16 protein-coding genes are annotated in these 19,185 nt (G+C 67.0%); 9 read left to right on the top strand and 7 right to left on the bottom strand.

The window, feature by feature from the left end; genetic code table 11:
- Nucleotides 1-2 precede the first annotated feature (2 nt).
- Both PVW48_RS02555 and PVW48_RS02550 read left to right on the top strand, forming a co-directional pair.
- Nucleotides 3-1,514, top strand: a complete 1,512-nt coding sequence (locus tag PVW48_RS02555; protein ID WP_274580149.1) for a class I adenylate-forming enzyme family protein — start codon at nucleotides 3-5, stop codon at nucleotides 1,512-1,514.
- The gene (locus PVW48_RS02550; RefSeq protein WP_274580148.1) at nucleotides 1,501-2,169 is read left to right on the top strand and encodes a DsbA family oxidoreductase; all 669 of its coding nucleotides are present in this window, start codon (nucleotides 1,501-1,503) and stop codon (nucleotides 2,167-2,169) included. The genes PVW48_RS02555 and PVW48_RS02550 overlap by 14 nt, the downstream gene beginning before the upstream one ends.
- On the opposite strand, the gene PVW48_RS02545 is transcribed toward PVW48_RS02550, so the two are convergent.
- Complete coding sequence (locus tag PVW48_RS02545) at nucleotides 2,136-2,456, bottom strand: hypothetical protein (protein ID WP_012178230.1); 321 nt, start codon at nucleotides 2,454-2,456, stop codon at nucleotides 2,136-2,138. The genes PVW48_RS02550 and PVW48_RS02545 overlap by 34 nt on opposite strands.
- A gap of 115 nt (nucleotides 2,457-2,571) precedes the next feature.
- Between PVW48_RS02545 and PVW48_RS02540 the strand changes: the two genes are divergently transcribed.
- Together PVW48_RS02540 and PVW48_RS02535 are read left to right on the top strand one after the other, a co-directional pair.
- A complete protein-coding gene (locus PVW48_RS02540; RefSeq protein ID WP_012178231.1) occupies nucleotides 2,572-3,780 on the top strand; it encodes a multidrug effflux MFS transporter in 1,209 nt (402 codons plus the stop codon).
- A 137-nt stretch (nucleotides 3,781-3,917) separates the two neighbouring features.
- Nucleotides 3,918-4,349, top strand: coding sequence for a hypothetical protein (locus PVW48_RS02535; protein ID WP_012178232.1), 432 nt, complete (start codon nucleotides 3,918-3,920; stop codon nucleotides 4,347-4,349).
- A gap of 132 nt (nucleotides 4,350-4,481) precedes the next feature.
- Here the strand turns inward: PVW48_RS02535 and mfd are convergent, their stop codons facing one another.
- Both mfd and PVW48_RS02525 read right to left on the bottom strand, forming a co-directional pair.
- Entirely contained in the window at nucleotides 4,482-7,964 is a 3,483-nt protein-coding gene (gene mfd, locus PVW48_RS02530; protein WP_274580147.1) for a transcription-repair coupling factor, read from the bottom strand.
- Between the two features lie 404 nt (nucleotides 7,965-8,368).
- A complete protein-coding gene (locus PVW48_RS02525) occupies nucleotides 8,369-8,899 on the bottom strand; it encodes a hypothetical protein (protein WP_012178234.1) in 531 nt (176 codons plus the stop codon).
- Between the two features lie 144 nt (nucleotides 8,900-9,043).
- Between PVW48_RS02525 and hemB the strand changes: the two genes are divergently transcribed.
- The 3 genes from hemB to PVW48_RS02510 all read left to right on the top strand — a co-directional run bounded on the left by hemB (nucleotide 9,044) and on the right by PVW48_RS02510 (nucleotide 13,361).
- On the top strand, nucleotides 9,044-10,045 hold the full coding sequence (gene hemB, locus PVW48_RS02520) for a porphobilinogen synthase (RefSeq protein ID WP_274580146.1): 1,002 nt from the start codon (nucleotides 9,044-9,046) through the stop codon (nucleotides 10,043-10,045).
- A 188-nt stretch (nucleotides 10,046-10,233) separates the two neighbouring features.
- On the top strand, nucleotides 10,234-10,803 hold the full coding sequence (locus PVW48_RS02515; protein WP_012178236.1) for a YSC84-related protein: 570 nt from the start codon (nucleotides 10,234-10,236) through the stop codon (nucleotides 10,801-10,803).
- A 74-nt stretch (nucleotides 10,804-10,877) separates the two neighbouring features.
- Complete coding sequence (locus PVW48_RS02510; RefSeq protein WP_274580144.1) at nucleotides 10,878-13,361, top strand: penicillin acylase family protein; 2,484 nt, start codon at nucleotides 10,878-10,880, stop codon at nucleotides 13,359-13,361.
- A gap of 104 nt (nucleotides 13,362-13,465) precedes the next feature.
- Here PVW48_RS02510 and hflX read toward each other — a convergent pair whose 3' ends face one another.
- The 4 genes from hflX to trkA all read right to left on the bottom strand — a co-directional run bounded on the left by hflX (nucleotide 13,466) and on the right by trkA (nucleotide 17,998).
- On the bottom strand, nucleotides 13,466-14,713 hold the full coding sequence (gene hflX, locus PVW48_RS02505; protein ID WP_274580142.1) for a GTPase HflX: 1,248 nt from the start codon (nucleotides 14,711-14,713) through the stop codon (nucleotides 13,466-13,468).
- A 41-nt stretch (nucleotides 14,714-14,754) separates the two neighbouring features.
- Nucleotides 14,755-14,988: an RNA chaperone Hfq gene (gene hfq, locus PVW48_RS02500; protein ID WP_044027689.1), complete on the bottom strand. Its 234-nt coding sequence runs from the start codon at nucleotides 14,986-14,988 to the stop codon at nucleotides 14,755-14,757.
- Between the two features lie 125 nt (nucleotides 14,989-15,113).
- Nucleotides 15,114-16,622: a TrkH family potassium uptake protein gene (locus PVW48_RS02495; protein ID WP_274580141.1), complete on the bottom strand. Its 1,509-nt coding sequence runs from the start codon at nucleotides 16,620-16,622 to the stop codon at nucleotides 15,114-15,116.
- Entirely contained in the window at nucleotides 16,622-17,998 is a 1,377-nt protein-coding gene (trkA, locus tag PVW48_RS02490; protein WP_274580140.1) for a Trk system potassium transporter TrkA, read from the bottom strand. The genes PVW48_RS02495 and trkA overlap by 1 nt, the downstream gene beginning before the upstream one ends.
- 162 nt (nucleotides 17,999-18,160) lie before the next feature.
- Here trkA and PVW48_RS02485 point away from each other — a divergent pair, with 162 nt between their 5' ends.
- Both PVW48_RS02485 and PVW48_RS02480 read left to right on the top strand, forming a co-directional pair.
- Nucleotides 18,161-18,643: a hypothetical protein gene (locus PVW48_RS02485; protein ID WP_012178242.1), complete on the top strand. Its 483-nt coding sequence runs from the start codon at nucleotides 18,161-18,163 to the stop codon at nucleotides 18,641-18,643.
- Nucleotides 18,644-18,665: 22 nt separating this feature from the next.
- Nucleotides 18,666-19,103 (top strand): hypothetical protein, encoded by a 438-nt coding sequence (locus PVW48_RS02480; protein WP_274580139.1) that lies wholly within the window; start codon nucleotides 18,666-18,668, stop codon nucleotides 19,101-19,103.
- Nucleotides 19,104-19,185 lie beyond the last annotated feature (82 nt).

Below are 19,185 nucleotides of genomic sequence, written 5' to 3'. Positions count from 1 at the left end.
TCATGCCGTTGCCCGACGATTTCGACCCCGCCGCACCCTGCCCCGCGCCATTCAACCTGGCGGGGTATGTCTTGGCCGCCGGGGATGAGGACAAGATCGCGCTGGAGGTGCTGGGCGGTGGCGCGGTGCGCTGGACCTTCGGAGATCTGCGCCGGGCGGTGGCGGGCTATGCCGCAGCACTGCGGACCGAAGGGTTGGCGCCTGGTGACAAGCTATTGATGCGGTTGGGAAATACGGTGGAGTTTCCGCTGCTGTTTCTGGCTGCGGTGGCGGCAGGCGTGGTGCCGGTGCCGACCTCGGCGGCGCTGACGGTCGAGGAGGTCGACTGGATCGTGGCGGACCTCGCCCCGGCGCTGACGGTGCAGGCGCCGGGCGTTGCGGGGCCGTCGCGGGGCCGCGTGGTGGCATTGGAGGCGCTGGTGCCGGACCGGGACGCGCCGCTGGCGCCGGTGCCGGGGGATCCGGACCGCATGGCTTACGTGGTCTATACCTCGGGCAGTTCGGGGCGGCCGCGGGCGGTGGCCCATGCGCATCGCGCGATCTGGGCCCGGCGGATGATGTGGCGCGACTGGTACGGGATGGGGCCGGAGGACCGGATCCTCCATGCCGGGGCGTTCAACTGGACCTATACGCTGGGCGTCGGGCTGCTGGATCCGTGGGCGATGGGGGCGACGGCGCTGATCCCCGAGGCCGGGACAGACAGTGCCGCCCTGCCCGAGGCGCTTGCCGCGAGTGGGGCCAGTATATTTGCCGCCGTTCCGGGGGTATACCGACAGATTTTGAAGCGAGATGCCCTGCCCCGGCTCCCCCGTCTGCGCCATGGGTTGACGGCGGGAGAAGCGCTGCCCGACAGCCTGCGCGCGGCGTGGCGGGACCGGATCGGCACCGAGCTTTACGAGGCGTTGGGGATGTCGGAATGCTCCACCTTCATCTCGGCCCATCCGGGCCGACAGGCCCCCCCGGGCCATGCGGGGTTTGCCCAGGCCGGGCGGCGGATCGCGGCGCTGGACGCCGACGGGGTCGAGGTGGCGCGGGGCACATCCGGAGTTCTGGGCGTGCATCGCGGCGATCCGGGGCTGATGCTGGGCTACCTGGAGGGCGGTCGGCCCCGCCTGCCCCTGACCGGCGATTGGTTCGTGACCGGCGACATGGTGGAGATCGCCGCGGATGGCGCGGTGCGCTACCTCGGCCGGGGCGACGACATGATGAACGCGGGCGGATTCCGGGTCTCGCCACTGGAGGTCGAAAAGGCGTTCCACGGGCGGCCGGAGATTGCCGAGGCGGCGGCGGTGGAGGTGAAGATCAAGGCGGATGTCACTGTGATCGCGTTATTTTACGTCGCCGCCGCCCCGGTGACAGAGACCGCACTTGCCGCGGAGGCCGCGCAACATCTGGCCCGGTACAAGCAGCCACGGCTTTACATTCCGGTCGAAACCCTGCCCAAGGGACGGACCGGAAAACTGGATCGCCGGGCGCTGCGCGCGGCGTATGAGGCACGCCATGATCAAGCTTGATATACTCTCGGACCCGATCTGCCCTTGGTGCTATATCGGGAAAATGGCGCTGGATCAGGCGCTTGGCAACGCGCCCGACCACCCGTTCACCATCGAGTGGCATCCTTTCCAGCTCAACCCCGACATGCCGCCCGAGGGGATGGACCGGACCGCGTACCTGCAGGCGAAGTTCGGGGGACCAGAGGGCGCGCGCGAGGTATACGGGCGCATCGAGGACACGGCGAAGTCCGCCGGATTGCCGGTGGATTTCCGGGCCATTCAGCGCACGCCCAACACTTTGGACGCCCACCGGCTGATCCATTGGGCGGGGGTCGAGGGGCGGCAGATCGCCGTGGTCTCGAAACTGTTCGAGGGGTATTTCACCCAAGGCCGCGATATCGGCGACCGGGAGGTGCTGGTCGAGATCGCGCAGGCCGCGGAGATGGACGGCGAGATGGTGCGCCGCCTGCTGGCGAGCGACGCGGATGCGGATGACATCCTGGCGCGGGACGCCCATGCGCGGGAGCGCGGTGTCACGGGCGTGCCGACATTTGTCGTGGCGAATCAGCATGTTCTGAGCGGTGCGCAGCCTCCGGAGCTGTGGGAGAAGGTGATCGCCGAGCTTCGGGAGCAAATCGCCGATCAGAACGGCAGAAACTCGTCATCCAGCTCGTAGCTCTTGATCGCGAGGAGCGGCTGCTCGCCGTCGTAGCGGAACGCGAAGACATGGGCGAGATCGGAGGCGAGCGTCATGCGGCAGAACACCACCTCGGGGTCGAATTGCGCCGGGCAGCTGGCCAGGTCCACATGCTCGATGGTGGATTCGAAGAGCGCGTAGGTCAGCACACCGTTCGGCAAAAAGGCGGTGCCGCCATGGTGGGTCTCGCCGGGACCAGAGGCGAAGGCCGGCGCGGCCAGGACGCAGAGCGCGGCGGTGAGGATCGGGGTTTGGCTTCGGGGCATCGGGGTCTCCTTGGTTATGATTAAATCCTGATTATTTTTGTCGGGTATAGCAATGCGGCATATGGTACACCCCGCCCAGCCGTGATAGCGAGCGCGGATGCCCACGGAGTGACCAATGCCCCCCGCCCGCCTGTCCCAAGCCGAGTTCATTGCCCTGATGGCGATGCTGTTCGCGACGATTGCGTTTTCCATCGACGCGATGCTTCCCGCCCTGCCCGAGATCGCCGCCGAACTGACGCCCGGTGACGTGAACCGGGCGCAGTTGATCGTGACCTCGTTCGTATTCGGGATGGGTTTGGGCACCCTGGTGGCCGGGCCCTTGTCGGATGCCTTCGGGCGCAAGCCGGTGATCGTGGCGGGCGCGGTGCTCTATTGCGCGGCGGCGGGGCTGGCTTGGGCGGCGCAATCGCTGGAACTGGCATTGGCGGCACGGGTGCTGCAGGGGTTCGGCGCGGCCGCCCCGCGGGTGGTGGCGATCGCCATGGTGCGCGACCTCTATGTCGGGCGGCACATGGCGCGGATCATGTCGCTTGTCTTCCTGATCTTCGCGCTGATCCCGGCCATCGCGCCGAGCCTTGGCGCGGTCATCATCCATTTCGCCGGGTGGCGGGCGATTTTCGCCTCCTTCATCCTGTTTGCCATGCTGTCGGTGGGCTGGATGATGCTGCGCCAGGCCGAAACCCTGGCGCCCGAGGCGCGCAGGCCGCTCTCGGTGCGGGGTGTGGCGGACAATGTGGTGGAGGTGCTGCGCGACCGGGTGGTGCGCCTGTCGATCCTGGCGCAAACCATGGCCTATGCCACGTTATTTGCGACGCTGTCCTCGACCCAGCCGGTGTTCGATGTGACCTTCGGCAAGGCGGAGACCTTCCATCTGTGGTTCGCGGTGATCGCCCTTCTGGCGTCGAGCGCCAGCTACATCAATTCGCGGCTGGTGGTGCGGCTGGGCATGCGGCGCATGGTGCGCGGGGTGCTGACCGGGCAGATCGCGGTCTCGGGCGTGTTCCTGTCCGTGAGTGTCGTGGGCTGGCCCGAGGCACTGCATTTCTGGGCCTATTTCGTCTGGGTGACGGGGGTGTTCTTCATGGCGGGCATGACCCTGGGCAACCTCAATGCCATCGCGATGGAGCCGATGGGGCATATCGCGGGCACGGCGGCCTCGGTGGTGGGGGCGCTGTCGACCATGGGGTCGGTGTTACTGGCCATTCCCATCGGGCTGCTGTTCGACGGCACGCCGGTGCCGGGCGTTGCGGGGGTTCTGGTGCTGTGCCTCGGGGCGCTGGCCGTGATGAAGGTGCTGGGCGCGCGGGGTGAGGCGCCGGCCTGAGACGAGGCGGCACGGGCTACCGCAGGGCGCGTGGCGTCCTGGTCGCGCCGGGCCCGGGTGTGACGCCCGGTATCTTGCGCGACTCGGTGCCAGACGTCACTGTTAACCTTGTGGTTAAGAAACATGAGGATGGTGGCATGAGGAAACATATCTCCGCAGCGATTCTGCTGGCGATGGGCACGGCCCTGCCGGCCCAGGCGGATCCGACGCTCGGGTTCGGGATCAGCATCGCCTTGGGTGGCGGTGCCTCCGAGGTCGGACTCGGGGTGCGCGTGTTCTCCGATGACGAAGAGGAAAGCGCGGTGGGCAGCCTGGGCGTGGATTACATGTTGCAGTCCGGCAGGCTACGTCCGACCCTCGGGGTCGCTTACCTCGACAAGGATTTCTATGTCGGGCTGGACCTTGGCTACGACTTCACCAGCGGCGGGATCGATTTCGGGGTGAGCGCCGGGGGCGTCGACACCGAGAGCGAGCCGTCGCGGCGGGCCTCGACCGGTGGCGGCGACGAGCCCGGAGACGGAGATGGCGGGGATGGCGGGCCCGTCATCATCGACCCTGATGACCGGTGACGAAAAAATGACCGACGTCTGACAGGTGTTGTTGGCTGTCCGGGTAGGATTGATCCGCGCAGCTTGAAATCCGCGGGCGCGTGCCCCGCTCAGCCCGGTCGCCTACTGCGGCCGGGCTTTTGCTTGGCCGCCTCAGCCTGCCTGGGCCTTGGCGGCTTTCGCCTCGACCGCCAGGTCGCGAGCGATGGAAAACGCACCCTTGATCCGGTCGCTTTCCTTGGCCCAGTCGCGGCGGACGACGATCTTGTTGTCGCGTACCTTGGCCAGCCCCTTCTGATCGTTGATGAATTTCACGAGCCCCGCGGGATTGGCGAACTTGTCGTTGTGGAACTGCACGGTCGCGCCCTTGGGGCCGCCATCGAGCTTGGCGATCCCGGCCTTCTTGCACATCGCCTTGATCCGCACGATCAGCAGGAGCGTGTTGACCTCCTTGGGCAGCTTGCCGAAGCGGTCGATCAGCTCGGCGGCGAAGCCTTCGAGCTCCACCTTGGTGGTCAACTGCGACAGGCGGCGGTAGAGGCCGAGCCGGACGTCGAGGTCGGGCACGTAGGCCTCGGGGATCAGCACGGGCACGCCGAGGTTGATCTGCGGCGCCCATTGGCCGTCATCGTCAGTGAGCCCTTCGAGGCTGCCGGATTTGATCTTGCCGATCGCCTCTTCGAGCATGGATTGGTAGAGCTCAAAACCGACCTCGCGGAACTGGCCCGACTGCGCCTCGCCCAGAAGGTTGCCCGCGCCGCGGATGTCGAGGTCTTGGGAGGCCAGGGTGAAGCCCGCGCCGAGGCTGTCGAGGCTGCCCAGCACGCGGAGGCGTTTTTCGGCCGCGGGCGTGAGTTTCATGCGCGGCTTGGTGGTCAGGTACGCATAGGCGCGGGTCTTGGCGCGCCCCACCCTGCCCCGGATCTGGTAAAGCTGGCTGAGCCCGAACATGTCGGCGCGGTGGATGATCATCGTGTTGGCGGTCGGGATGTCGAGGCCCGACTCGACGATGGTCGTGGCCAGCAGCACATCGTACTTGCCGTCATAAAAGGCGTTCATCCGGTCGTCGAGCTCACCCGCCGCCATCTGGCCATGGGCGACGACGAAGCTGACCTCGGGCACCTGGTCGCGCAGGAACGCCTCGATCTCCGGAATGTCCTTGATGCGTGGGACGACGAAGAAGCTCTGCCCGCCGCGGTAGTGTTCGCGCAGGAGGGCTTCGCGCAGGGTGACGGGGTCGAATTCGGACACGTAGGTGCGGATCGACAGGCGGTCGACGGGGGGCGTGCCGATGATCGACAGGTCCCGCACCCCCGAGAGGCTGAGTTGCAGGGTGCGCGGGATCGGGGTCGCGGTGAGGGTCAGGACGTGGACGTCCGAGCGCAGCTCTTTCAGGCGTTCCTTGTGGCCGACGCCGAAGCGCTGTTCCTCGTCGATGATCAGCAGGCCGAGATTGTGAAACCGGACGCCCTTGGCCAGGAGCGCATGGGTGCCTACGACGATGTCCACGGACCCGGCGGCGAGGCCCTTGCGCGTGTCGGCCGCGGCTTTCGCGGGCACGAAGCGCGAGAGCGGGCGGACCTCCAGCGGGAAGCCGCGGAAGCGGTCGGCGAAGCTCTTGTAGTGTTGGCGCGCCAGCAGCGTCGTGGGTGCGATCACCGCGACCTGCACGCCCGAGAGGGCCGCGATGAAGGCCGCGCGCATCGCGACCTCGGTCTTGCCGAACCCCACATCGCCGCAGATCAGCCGGTCCATCGGCGTGCCCGCGGCCAAGTCATGGACCACGTCCTCGATCGCGGAAAGCTGGTCGTCGGTTTCGGTATAGGGGAAGCGGGCGGAGAATGCCTCCCACATGTCCGGGGGCGGCTCCAGCATGGGGGCGCGGCGGAGCGCGCGTTCGGCGGCGATGCGGATGAGCTTGTCGGCCATCTCGCGGATGCGCTCCTTGAGCTTGGCCTTCTTGGCCTGCCAGGCGCCGCCGCCCAGCTTGTCGAGCATGCCGATTTCCTGGCCGAAGCGGCTCAGAAGCTCGATGTTTTCCACCGGCAGGTAGAGCCGGTCGCCGCCCGCGTATTCCAGCAGCAGGCATTCATGGGGCGCACCCATGGCGGTGACCGTCTCCAACCCCTTGAACGCCCCGACCCCGTGATCGACATGGACCACCAGGTCGCCGGTGCTGAGGCTCGTGGCCTCCTGCAAAAAATTCTCGGCCCGGCGCTTGCGCTTGGTGGTGCGGATCAGCCGGTCGCCGAGCACGTCCTGTTCGGAGATCACCGTCAGGCGTGTGCTCCGGTGGTCGGGCCCCTCGAAACCTTCGTCCAGCGCCCAGACCAGAAGGTGGACGCCGCCGGTGCCCTCGGGGATGTCCGACAGGCGCGCGATCTCGGTCAGCCCGGACAGGTCCTGGTCCTCCAGCAGCCCGCGGAGCCGTTCGCGCGCGCCCTCGGACCAGCTGGCGATCACCACCTGGGAGGTCTTGCGTTTTTCGGTGATATGGGTGGCGAGGGCCTCGAAAAGCCCGGTTGCCTGGGACTGCCGCTCGGGCGCGAAGTTGCGTCCGATCCGCCCGCCCGCGTCGGTCACCCCGGGGCCCGAAGCCGAGGGCAGCACCGACAGCTGCAGGGTGCGCTTGGTGGCCAGTAGCGCTGTCTCGTCGGCCGGCGGGATATAGAGGGTTTCGGGCGGGGCAGGTTTGTAGACCGTGCCCATCTGACCCTTCTGGGCAAGCGCATGGCGGCGGGTTTCGTACTGGTCCTTGATCCCTTCCCAGCGGCTGAGATGCATCGCTTCGAACTGGTCGTCCAGGATCAGGCTGGCCTCGGGCACGTAGTCCAGCAATGTCTCCAGCCGGTCGTGAAAGAAGGGCAACCAATGCTCCATACCCGCATGTTTGCGGCCCGCCGAGACCGCCTCGTAGAGCGGATCGTCGGTGCCCGCGGCGCCGAATTCGATCCGGTAGGATTGGCGGAACCGGGTGATGGCGGCGGGGTCAAGGATGATCTCGGACACCGGGGCCAGCTCGATCGCGTCCAGTTTCTCGGTCGTGCGCTGGGTGGCCGCATCGAAGCGGCGCGCCCCGTCCAGCACATCGCCGAACAGATCGAGCCGCACGGGCCCGGACTGGCCCGGCGGAAAGATGTCGATGATGCCGCCGCGGATCGCGTAGTCGCCGGGCTCGGTCACGGTGGGGGCCTGGACAAATCCCATGCGGGTCAGGAACTGCCGCAGCGCTGCCTCGTCGATCTGGCCGCCGACCTGGGCGGAAAAACTGGCCTCGGCCAGGGTGGCGCGGGCGGGCACACGCTGGGTGACCGCCGACAGGGTGGTGAGCAGCACGAAGGGCCCGGGCACCCCGTGGGCCAGCGCCGCGAGGGTCGCCATGCGCGTGGCCGAGATCTCCGGGTTCGGGGAAGAGCGGTCATAGGGCAGGCAGTCCCAGCCGGGAAAGCGCAGCACGGGGATCTGCGGCGCGGTCACCGCAAGGGCGGCGGCCATGGCGGCCATGCGCTTGTCGTCGCGGGCGACGAACACGGCCTGCCCGTCCGGGCGGGAGGCCTCGCGCAGCACGATCTGGGCGTCGAAGCCTTCGGGTACGCCGGTGACGCGCAGATGTGTTGGAACGGTCTGGGAAGTCATGGCGCTGGAGGTACGCGGTTTGACGGGACTGTCAACCTCGCGCGCCGGCGTCATGGACCGGTTCGATTGCCCCCCACGGGCTGCCGGTGCTCTCCGACGGCCCGGAGCCGGGTTCTGGCCGACCCTTTTCGGAATGTCGGCGCCTTGACGGTTTGCGCCTTGCCTTGCACGTCGTTCGAGAAGGTGTTGCGCCGTGCTTTGCACGTCGCGGGGGGCGAGAGGGGCCAGCCCCTCTCGCGCTCTCCCCGGGATACTTGGAGACTTGAGCAGGCAGGCCGCATTCGCGTCTTCGTCTTTGCGAAAATACTCCGGGGGAGACGCGCGCAGCGCAGCGGAGGCAGCGCCCCCCTTTGGCATCGGCCCGGTACGGGCCGCAGGCATGCGCGCGCCGCTGGTCCCAAGGCTCAGTTGCCGAGCACGCCTGTGCTCATGGTTTGCCAGATCCCCCAGAACGCGGTCACGAAAATCGACACGATCCCGATCAGCTGAGTATAGAGCCGGTGCCGTTTCAGCCCCTGGACAAGGTCTTCGCCGGTCGGATCCTTGGCCAGGATCTCCCGCGCCGTGCGTTGCGTCAAAAGACTCACGAGGCAGAACGGAAAGGCCAGCAGGAACAGCGCCTGGCACAGCTCCACCCGGTAGGCAAAGCCCAACAGGAACAGCGCCGAGAGCACGAAGCCCGCCACCCCGGTGACGATCAGCCCCGCACTGGACCCGATGAAGCTCAACCGCCGCGCGTTGATCCGGCTGAGCCGCTCCAGGTCGTCCCAGGCCCGTGGATCGTCGCGCCGCTGGGCGCGCTGCACCAGGTCGAACGGCACGCCCACGACGTAGTGGCTGATGATCGACCAGAACACGGCGAGGGTGATCCAGAACCACACGGAGGAAAACGACCTTGTGTCGATCAGTTCGGCAATCGTGAGATAGAGGTCCAAGGAACGGCTTTCCGATACGCATTCGTCCGGACCGGCGGACCGATCCACAGTTGCGCGGACCATAGGCAGGAGCGCGGGCGAGTTCCAGCCTTGAGATGCCCCTGAAATCGTGGCACCCACGATCAACGACAGGAAAGGCCCGAGATGCGACCGACCCAAGCCCCCTTCCCCCACGCCCGCTTCCGCCGTTTGCGCCGCACCCCGGCCCTGCGCAATCTCACGCGCCAGTCGGAATTGAGCGTCCATGACCTGATCTGGCCGATCTTCGTCAGCGAGCCCGAAGGCGCGGTGGACATCCCCTCGATGCCCGGGGTGTCGCGGCTGACGGTCGAGGGCGCGGTGAGGGCGGCGGAGCGGGCGGCGAGCTTGGGCATTCCGGCGATTTGCCTGTTTCCCTATACGGATCCGTCCCTCAAGACCCAGCTGTGCGAAGAGGCGTGGAACCCCGACAATCTCAGCAACCGGGCGATCCGGGCGATCAAGTCCGAGGTGCCCGAGATCGCGGTGATGACCGATGTGGCCCTCGACCCCTACAACATCAACGGCCATGACGGGATCGTCCGCGACGGGGTGATCGTGAATGACGAGAGCGTCGCGGCACTGGTCAAGATGGCCGTGGCCCAGGCGGAATCCGGGGCCGATATTCTCGGGCCTTCGGACATGATGGACGGGCGGATCGGCGCGATGCGGGCGGCGCTGGAGGCGGCGGGGCATTCGGATGTCACCATCCTGAGCTATGCGGCGAAGTATTCCAGCGGGTTCTACGGTCCCTTCCGGGACGCGGTCGGCGCGTCCGGCGCGCTGGTGGGCGACAAGAACACCTACCAGATGGACCCGGGCAATTCCGACGAGGCGCTGCGCCTGATCGAGCGCGACCTGCTGGAGGGTGCGGATATGGTGATGGTCAAGCCGGGGATGCCCTATCTCGACATCTGTCGCCGGGTGAAGGACACCTTCGGGGTGCCGACCTATGCCTACCAGGTGTCGGGCGAATACGCGATGTTGCAGGCGGCGAGCGCCAATGGCTGGCTCGACCATGACAAGGTGATGTTCGAGTCGCTTCTGGCCTTCAAACGCGCGGGGTGCGATGGAATCCTGACCTATTTCGCCCCTGTGGTGGCCGAACGGCTCCGCGGAATCGCCTGAGAGGTGCAGAAACCGGCCGATTCAGGCCGAATCCATCCCAGATCGCGGGCTTGTGGCGTGACACCCGCGTTCATATTGGTGTATTCACAAGATCAAGGGTCCATAGAGACCCCGACCCCCATAAGAGGCATCCGCCACGGGCACATGACGGCGCGCGCGGGCGGTTTCAGGACAAAGAGAGCGAGCAGATGACACAAGATTGGACACGGCGGGGCGCCCTGGCTGCGAGCCTGATCGCGGGAATGGGCCTATTGGCGGGATGCGCTTCGGTCGAGGGCAGCGCCCAGCGGGCGGCCCAGATCGATCAGCGCGTGGATGCGGCCATTCAATTCCTCGAATCCGACGTGCCGGGCAGCCGCGAGTTGGGCGACAAGGCGGCGGGCGTGTTGATCATGCCGCTGATTACCGAGGCCGGGTTCGGCCTGGGCGGATCCTATGGGCGCGGGGCGCTGCGGATCAACGGGGCGACCATCGACTACTACCAAGCGACGCAGGCCAGCATCGGGTTGCAGATCGGGGCACAGCAATATGCCCATGCGATCTTCTTCATGACCGACGAGGCACTGCGGAACTTCCGCAACGGCGCCGGTCTGACCGTGGGCGGGGATCTCAAGATTGCCCTGGCCGATACCGGCGAGCAGATCAGTGCCGAGACGCTGACCGCGATCGACCCCGTCGTGGGGATCATTTTCGGTCAGGCGGGCCTGATTGCGGGTGCGACCCTGGACGGCACGGTTTATAACCGCATCATCCCCTGACCCCGGCGGCCTGAAGCCGCGCGGACAGGCGGAAATCACGGGCCCGGGCGCGGCCTTGCAAGGGGTGTGACGCCATGGGGCGGATCCTGAAATGGATGTTCCGGCTTTTCGTGGGGGCATTGATCAGCCTCGGCGTCGCACTCGTGCTGGTCTATTACTTTGCGTCGCGCTCGATCCCCGATTACGATGGCAGCTATGCGCTCGCGGGCGTTTCGGCCCCGGTGGAGATCGTGCGCGACACCCATAACATCCCGCATATCTTCGGGCAGACCGACGCCGACAGCTTCTTCGGCCTGGGCTTTGTCCATGCCCAGGACCGGCTGTGGCAGATGCTGATGTTCCGGCGCACAGCCCAGGGTCGGTTGTCGGAGCTGTTCGGGGCGCGGACCCTGCAGATTGACGACCTGCTGCGACGGTTCGATTTCTATCGACTGGCCCAGGCGTCGATCGACGATCTTCGTCCGGAGACGCAAGCGGCGCTGGAGGCCTATGCTGCCGGTGTGAATGCCTGGATCGCGGAGGTCAACAAGGGTGCGCTGGGGCGCGGTGCGCCGGAGTTCTTCCTGTTCGAGCCAGAGATCGCGCCGTGGCAGCCCGCCGACAGCGTGGTGCTGATCAAGCTGATGGCGCTGCAACTGTCCTGGCATCTGCAGACCGAGGTGCTGCGTGCGCGGATCTCCCTGGCCCTGCCGCCGGAGCGGGTGCGCGACATCCTGCCCGAGGCGCCGGGCACGGGGCTGATCGACCTGCCGGAATATGCCGCCCTTGTGCCCGGCATCGACCGGCGACAGGCCTTCGCAGGCGGCCCCCTGCCTCTGGATCCGCTGTCGCCCGTGGGCCCGCGCGCGCTTGCCGGGGCCTCGAACGCCTGGGCGGCAGCCCCGAGCCGGTCGGCGGCGGGCGGCACGCTTCTGGCCAATGATCCGCATCTGGAATTCACCGCCCCCTCGCAATGGTACCTCGCGCGGCTCGACCTGGGCGCGGGCGGTGTCATCGGGGGCACGGTGCCGGGGATCCCGGCGGTCCTGACAGGGCGGAACGCGTTTCTCGGCTGGGGGCTGACCTCCAGCTACGCGGACGATCAGGACCTGGTGATCGAGCAGCTCAACCCGGACAATCCGGGCGAATACCTGACCCCGGACGGGTTCAAACCCTTCGAGACCCGCCGCACGGTGATCGAGGTAGCCGATGCCGCGCCGGTGACGATCACCCTGCGCTGGACCGAGAACGGGCCGGTGATCCCGCGCACCCACTACAACCTTGGTGCAGTGACGCCGGAGGGACATGTGGCGGCGTTGAAATGGACCGCGCTGAGCGATGCGGACACCTCCATGGATGCGGCGATGGCGCTGATGGCGGCGCGCAATGTCGACGAGGGGATCGAGGCCGGGCGCAGTTTCGTGGCCCCGGCGCAGAACCTGACCCTGGCCGACCGGGAGCGGATCGCGTTTCAGACCGTGGGCGCCCTGCCCCGGCGCGCGGCGGCCCATCAGAGCCTCGGACGACTGCCGGCGCCTGGCTGGCGGGTTCAGAACCGGTGGCAGGGCACGCTGGGCTTTGTCGCGAATCCGCAGGTGATCGACCCGCCCGGGGGGCTGTTGGGCAATACCAACAACAAGGTGATCGACCGACCCTTCCCGTTGCACATGTCGTTCGACTGGGGCGATACCCAGCGCATCCAGCGCTGGGAGCGACTGATGTCCGCGCGGCAGGTGCATACGCGGGAGAGTTTCATCGAGGCGCAGCTGGACACCGTGAGCCAGGGGGCGCGGGTGCTGCTGCCGCTGGTGGCGCGGGAGTTGTGGTTCTCCGAAGAAGCGGCCCCCGAGGGCAGCGAGGCGGCGTTGCGGCGGCGGGCGCTGGACCTGCTGGCGGAGTGGAACGGCGAGATGAGCGAGCATCTGCCCGAGCCGCTGATCTACACCGCCTGGGTGCGTGCGCTGCAGGAGCGGCTGATCCGGGATGAGCTGGGCCCGCTGGCGGATGAATTCGACCGGCCGCAGGTGCTGTTTCTGGAGCGGGTGTTCCGGGACGTGGACGGGGCGGCGGTCTGGTGCGACGTGGTCCAGACGAGCGCTGTGGAGGACTGCACGCTGCAGGCGCGCCGGGCGCTGGACGATGCGCTGCTGGAGCTGACGGAGCGGTTCGGCAGCGCGGTGGAGGGCTGGCGCTGGGGCGATGCACACCAGGCGACCCATGACCATCCGGTGCTGGGGGATGCGCCGTTTCTGGGGCCGATCGTGAACCTGCGCCAGTCGACGAGCGGCGGGGACACGACGCTGATGCGCGGGCTGACGGCAGGGACCGGGGCGAACCCCTACCGCAACACCCATGGGGGCGGATATCGGGGGGTCTACGACTTCGCCGATCCCGACAGTTCGGTGTTCATCATCTCCACCGGGCAATCGGGCCATCCCCTGTCGCGGCATTACGACGATTTGGGGGAGCTATGGCGGCGGGGCGAATACATCCCCATGACGCTGGATCCGGAGCTTGCCCGAGCCGGAGCGAATGGGGTGACACTTCTCTACCCCGACCTCGCCGTTGCGCGGCCCTGAACCGATCGCGGACGCGGCCTGACGATCGGGCAATCAGGCCAAGGGTGCGTGCTGGCAAGGCGCTTCGAAGCGCCTTGGTCCCTGCAACGTGTCGGGAACCGGTTTCAGGCGTGCAGGAGCGCTTCGAACCTTGCCTTCTGCACGGGCGACCAGCGCAGGGAGAGGTGGTAGCCGTCCTCATCCTGGCTTTCGTCCAGAACGACACCCTGTTCGAACAACCACGCGCGGACGCGGCCCTGGGCGAAGGGCACGATGACCACTTCGTCCAGCAGCGCGGGTGTCAGCCGGGCGGAGATCGCCGCCTGCAGGGTGTCGAACCCCTCGCCACTGAGCGCCGAGATCGCCAGCACGTCGTCCTGACGAGCGGCACTGGTGCGCAGGGCCTCGGCTTCGGCGTCGGGCAGCAGGTCCAGCTTGTTCCAGACCTCGATCATCGGGCGCTCGTCCTTGACGCCGAGAGCCTCGAGGATCTTGTGGACATCCTCGGATTGCGCGGCGCTGTCGGGATGGGCGATATCGCGGACATGCAGGATCAGGTCGGCATCCAGCACTTCCTCGAGTGTTGCGCGGAACGCCGCGACCAGTTCCGTGGGCAGGCTTGAGATGAAGCCCACAGTGTCGGACAGGATCACCTCCAGCCCGTCGGGCAATTTCAAGGCCCGCATGGTCGGGTCGAGCGTGGCGAAGAGCATGTCCTTGGCCAGCACCTCCGCCCCGGTCAAGTGGTTGAACAGGGTCGATTTTCCGGCGTTGGTGTAGCCCACGAGCGCGACGATTGGGTACGGCACTTTCTTGCGCGCGGCGCGGTGCAGCTCGCGCGTTTTCACCACCTTGGCGAGCTGGCGTTTGATGCGTGTGACCGCCTCGTCGATGGCGCGGCGGTCCGCCTCGATCTGGGTCTCGCCGGGGCCGCCGACGAAACCGAGCCCGCCGCGCTGGCGTTCCAGGTGGGTCCAGGAGCGTACGAGGCGCGTGCGTTGATAGGCCAGTGCGGCCAGTTCGACTTGCAACACGCCTTCGCGGGTGCGGGCGCGGTCGGCGAAGATCTCGAGGATCAGGCCGGTGCGGTCGAGGATCTTGGTCTTCCAGGCCCGTTCGAGATTGCGCTGCTGGACCGGGCTGACGGGGCCGTCGATCAGCACGAGGCCGATCTCGTCGGCCTCGATCCGGGCGCGCAATTCCTCGATCTTCCCGGAGCCGAACAACAGGCCCGGCTGCACCTTGGACAGGCGCACGATATCGGCCCCGGCCACGTCGAGACGCGGCAGGGCAGCGGCCAAAGCCACGGCTTCTTCGAGCGCAGGGCCGGCAAGGCGGCGGCCGCGGTCGGCGGTCAGTTCGGGATGCAGCACCAGGGCGCGGGTGCGCGTCGGGGCATGGTCATGAAGGTCGGTCAGTCGTCGCCCTCGTACAGGCTGATGGGCTGGGTCGGCATCACGGTGGAGATGGCGTGCTTGTAGACCAGTTGGCTTTGCCCATCGCGGCGCAGGAGTACGCAGAAGTTGTCGAACCAGGTGATCACCCCCTGCAACTTCACCCCGTTGATCAGAAAAACGGTGACGGGCACCTTTGTTTTACGAACATGGTTGAGAAAAGCGTCCTGCAAATTCTGTTTGTCGCCGGCCATTCTGTGTGCCTTTTTTCTTTTGGGTGCGCGCAAATTCCTGCGCATCTGTCGCTGTGCTTACAGACTATGATGGGTGCGCGCGGGGGATTCCACCCCTAATGGCAACGACATAGGTGAAATGCGGCTCAGTTGCGCCAGAAATCGGGGTTCAGCAGCGCAAGGATGGCCAGTGTTTCCAGCCTGCCAAGGACCATAGCGGCGCACAGGATGGCTTTGGCGGCATCGGGCAGTGCTGCATAGGAAATGGGCGCTTCGGTCGCAATCGAGGCGATCGGGCCGGTGGTCGTCAAGGCAGCGAAGGTCAGCAGTGTCGCTTCTTCGAAGCTCATGCCGGTCAGGGCCAGCGCCGACATCACTAGGGCAATGGATAGCGCGAAAAGCATGAAGAAGATCCAGGCGATGGTGGAGCCTTCGCGCCTGAGCCGTCGTCCTGTATATCCTGCGCTATTGATCGAGGAGGGATGGATCAGGCGCTCCATCTCGCGCAGCCCGTGCTTGTAGAGCACGTAGACCCGCAACAGCTTCACCCCGCCCGCCGTCGTCGCCACCCCGCCCCCGAAGAGCGCGATCCCCGCCAACAGCAGCCCCGGCGTGCCGAGGCCGGACCAGTTCTGCGCCTGAGTCCAGGACGCGCTCTCGAAGCCGGTGGTGGTCAGGAAGGACAGCACCATGAAGACCGACCCCCAGAGCGCAGCGAGCGCATTGCCGTCGAAGCCGCCGGCATCGACCTCGAACGCGCCGAGCCAGTGGCGCAGGAACAGAAAGGCCGGGATGACGGTGACGAAGACCGCCGCGATGCGCAATTCGCGGTCGCGCCGCAATTCGTGCCAGTTCGGGGACCAGCCATTGATGAAGCTGCGGCGGGTGATCGCGAAGATCAGGAAGGTGAAGATCGCCAGCTCCGCCAGCCCGCCGCGGGGGGCGTTGCCGGGCAGCTCGCCAGCGGTGATCCCGCTCGTGGACAAGGTGGACATGGCATAGATCAGGCCATGGGCCCCGGGGATGCCGCAGAGGATCATGATCAGCCACAGAACCCCGGTCAGGGTGACGTAGATCGGCGCGAGGCGGCTGGCGAAACGCAACAGCCGGGTGGCCGGTTCGGCATGGCCCTCGTTGCGGCCGGTGCTGCCGCCCTGCCCGGCCTCCTGGATCGAGGTGACCTCGAACCCGCCCAGGGTCAGCGGCGCCATCACCGCAAAGGCGGTCACCCAGATCAGGAACCCGCCGAGCCAGGCCACGGTCGCGCGCCACAGGTGCACGGAAATGGGCAGGCGCTCGGGCTCGAACAGGGTGGCGCCGGTGGTGGTCAGGGCGGAGACCATTTCCACATAGGCATTGAAAAAGCGCGTGGCCGGCACCGCCTCCGAGAGCGGCAGGGCGAGCATAAGCGGCAGCGCGGCAAAGGCCAGCAGCAGCGCCACCAGTTGGCGGCGCTCGCTGTTGGCGGCAGGGCTGTTCATGGTGGCAATGCCGAGAAACCCCGCGAGGACCAGAAACAGGATGCCGCCATAGAGAAACGGGCGCGCCGTGGCGTTGTCGCCCAGGGCGCCCGCATGGAGCGCCGGGATGAACATCGCGAGCGCCCCGATCCCGATCAGGATAACGATCAGGGGGAACTTGCGCAGGGTTTCCATCAGAAGAAGTCGATCGAGACCTGGAGCAGACGCTCGACCTCGGGCACATCTTCGGCCAAGGCGAACATCACGATGACCGCGCCTTCCTCGATGCGGGTGCTGCCCGTGGGGCGGATCACCTTGCCATCCTTGAGCATGCCCGCCAGCAGCACGCCCTCTGGGAAGCCCACGTCGCGCACCACCTGTCCCGAGAGCGGCGAGGTCGAGAGCACTTGCGCCTCGATCACTTCGGCCTCGGCATTGCCGATGGAATAGACCGTGCGCACCCGGCCGTGGCGGACGTGGCGCAGGATCGAGCTGACGGTGGTGGCGCGCGGGTTGATATAGGCGTCGATGTTCAGGGGCCCCAACAGTGGCACGAGGGTCGGGTCGTTGACCAGCGAGATCGCCACCGGACAGCCTTCGGACTTGGCGCGCACGGCGGCCAGCAGGTTGGTCTTGTCGTCATCGGTGATCGCCAGCACCGCGTCGGCACGTTCGATATTGGCCTCGCGCAGCAGATCGACGTTCAACCCGTCGCCATTGAGAACGATGGTCCGCTCCAGCGCGTCGGCAGCGATCTCGGCGCGTTTGCGATCCCGTTCTATCACCTTGACGCGGACACGGGATTCGCGGCTTTCGAGTGTGCGGGCCACGGCGAGACCCACATTGCCACCGCCGATGAGCACGATGCGTTCCTGTTTGCGCGTGGTCTTGCCGAACACTTCGAGGGTGCGGTCGAGGTCGTCATCCTTGCAGAAGATATAGATCTGATCCTCGGCGAAAAGCTGGTCGCCCGGGTCGGGCACGAAGAGCGTGCCCTTGCGCCGCACGCCCACGACCATGGCATGGAGTGTCGAGAACAGGTCGGTGAGCTGCCGCAGGGGCGTGGAGAGCACCGGGCAGTCCGCATCGAGCGAGATGCCCAGAAGCGTTGCCTTGCCGCCGAGGAATTTCTCGGTGTCGAAGGCCGCGGGGGCCGCGAGGCGTTTCAACGCGGCCTCGGCCACTTCGCGTTCGGGGCTGATCACCACGTCGATCGGCAGGTGATCGCGCCGGTAGAGGTCGGAATAGATCGCCGTGAGGTAGCTTTGGGAGCGCAGTCGGGCGATCTTGCGCGGGATCTCGAAGATCGAATGGGAGATCTGGCAGATCACCATGTTGACCTCGTCCGAGAAGGTCGCGGCGATGATCATGTCGGCGTCGTTCGCCCCGGCGGAGGTCAGCACGTCCGGGTAGGACGCAAAGCCGGTGATTCCCTGCACGTCGAGCGTGTCGGTGGCCCGGCGGACAAGTTCGGGGTTGTTGTCCACGACGGTGACGTCGTTACGCTCCCCCGCGAGGTGGCGGGCGATCTGCCAGCCCACCTGCCCTGCCCCACAAATGATGACCTTCATCGTTGCGCCCCATCTCGGTCTGGCCTCCGGCATACTTGACTGCGGGCGGCGTGAAAAGGCTAGGCCGCTGTCGCGGGGCGCGGGGCTTGTCTTGGGCCGCCGGCTTGGCGATGGTGGGACACCGGCGTGCTGTGACGCGCGGGCATGAACAGGAGGCGGAAGATGGGGCCTGCAACACGATCTGCCCTGGGCATGGGGTTTGCCGCGCTCTTGGGGCTGGGCGGCTGTGCCCCGATGCTGGTCTATGACCAGCCCGGGGTGACCGTGTCACGTTTGGCCAGCGACCTGGAGCGCTGTGCCGCCGTAGCCTTTGATGCCGCACCGCCGCAGATCACCCGCGAAAGCGTGACCGTGCGCAATGTCTCCATCGGTGCCGGCTACGGGTACGGGTATGGCTATCGCGGGCTCTACGGGGCTGGCGGATTCGACCGGGCCTGGGTGGATGTGGACCGCAACGAGTTGGCCCGGGAGGAGGCGCGACAGGCCTGCCTGCGCGAGGCGGGCTATGGGTTTGCGCAGATCCCGCGCTGCCAGAGCCTGTCGGCCCGGGACGTGACCGGTGCGACCCAACAGGCCGCCGTGGGCCCGCAAAGCTGTGCGGTCAGTGTGCCCGATGTCGGCCCGGTGGTGTTGAGCGGAACATGAGCGGGTTTCGGGAGGAAGGCAGATGACGCGGACGAGGCCGGTTGTCGGGATGCTGGGGGCGCTGGTCCTCGCGGGATGCGGTCCCCTTGTGGCCTATGACCAGCCGGGGGTGAGCGTGTCGCGGCTGGCCAACGATCTGCAAAGCTGTGCCGCGCAAGCGCTGGCCAGGGCCCCGGTGGACATCACGCGGGAGCGGGTCACGGTGCAGGTGCGCGAGTATCGCTATGGGATCCCGCGGACGGGGTATGACAGGGTCTGGGCCGATATCGACCGCAACGAGGTGGTGCGCGAAGAGATCCGACAGCAGTGTCTGCAGGCAAAGGGATACACCCTGACGCAGGTGCCCCGGTGTTCGAATGCGGGTGTCGTGACCACAGAGACGCGGCAGGCCGCGGCAGGGCCGGGCAGTTGCGGGGTGAATGTCTCGGGCGTCGGTCCGGTGATCGTGTCGGGGTCCTGAGGCCGCGCTGACCGGCCCCTGAAGGGCTTGCGCCGCGCTGTGCGCGTCGCCCGATGCGAGGGGACTGTCCCCGCGCTTGTCG

Source organism: Dinoroseobacter sp. PD6 (genome assembly GCF_028807315.1).
Taxonomy (GTDB): domain Bacteria; phylum Pseudomonadota; class Alphaproteobacteria; order Rhodobacterales; family Rhodobacteraceae; genus Dinoroseobacter; species Dinoroseobacter shibae.
This window is presented reverse-complemented; position numbering and strand designations above follow the sequence as displayed.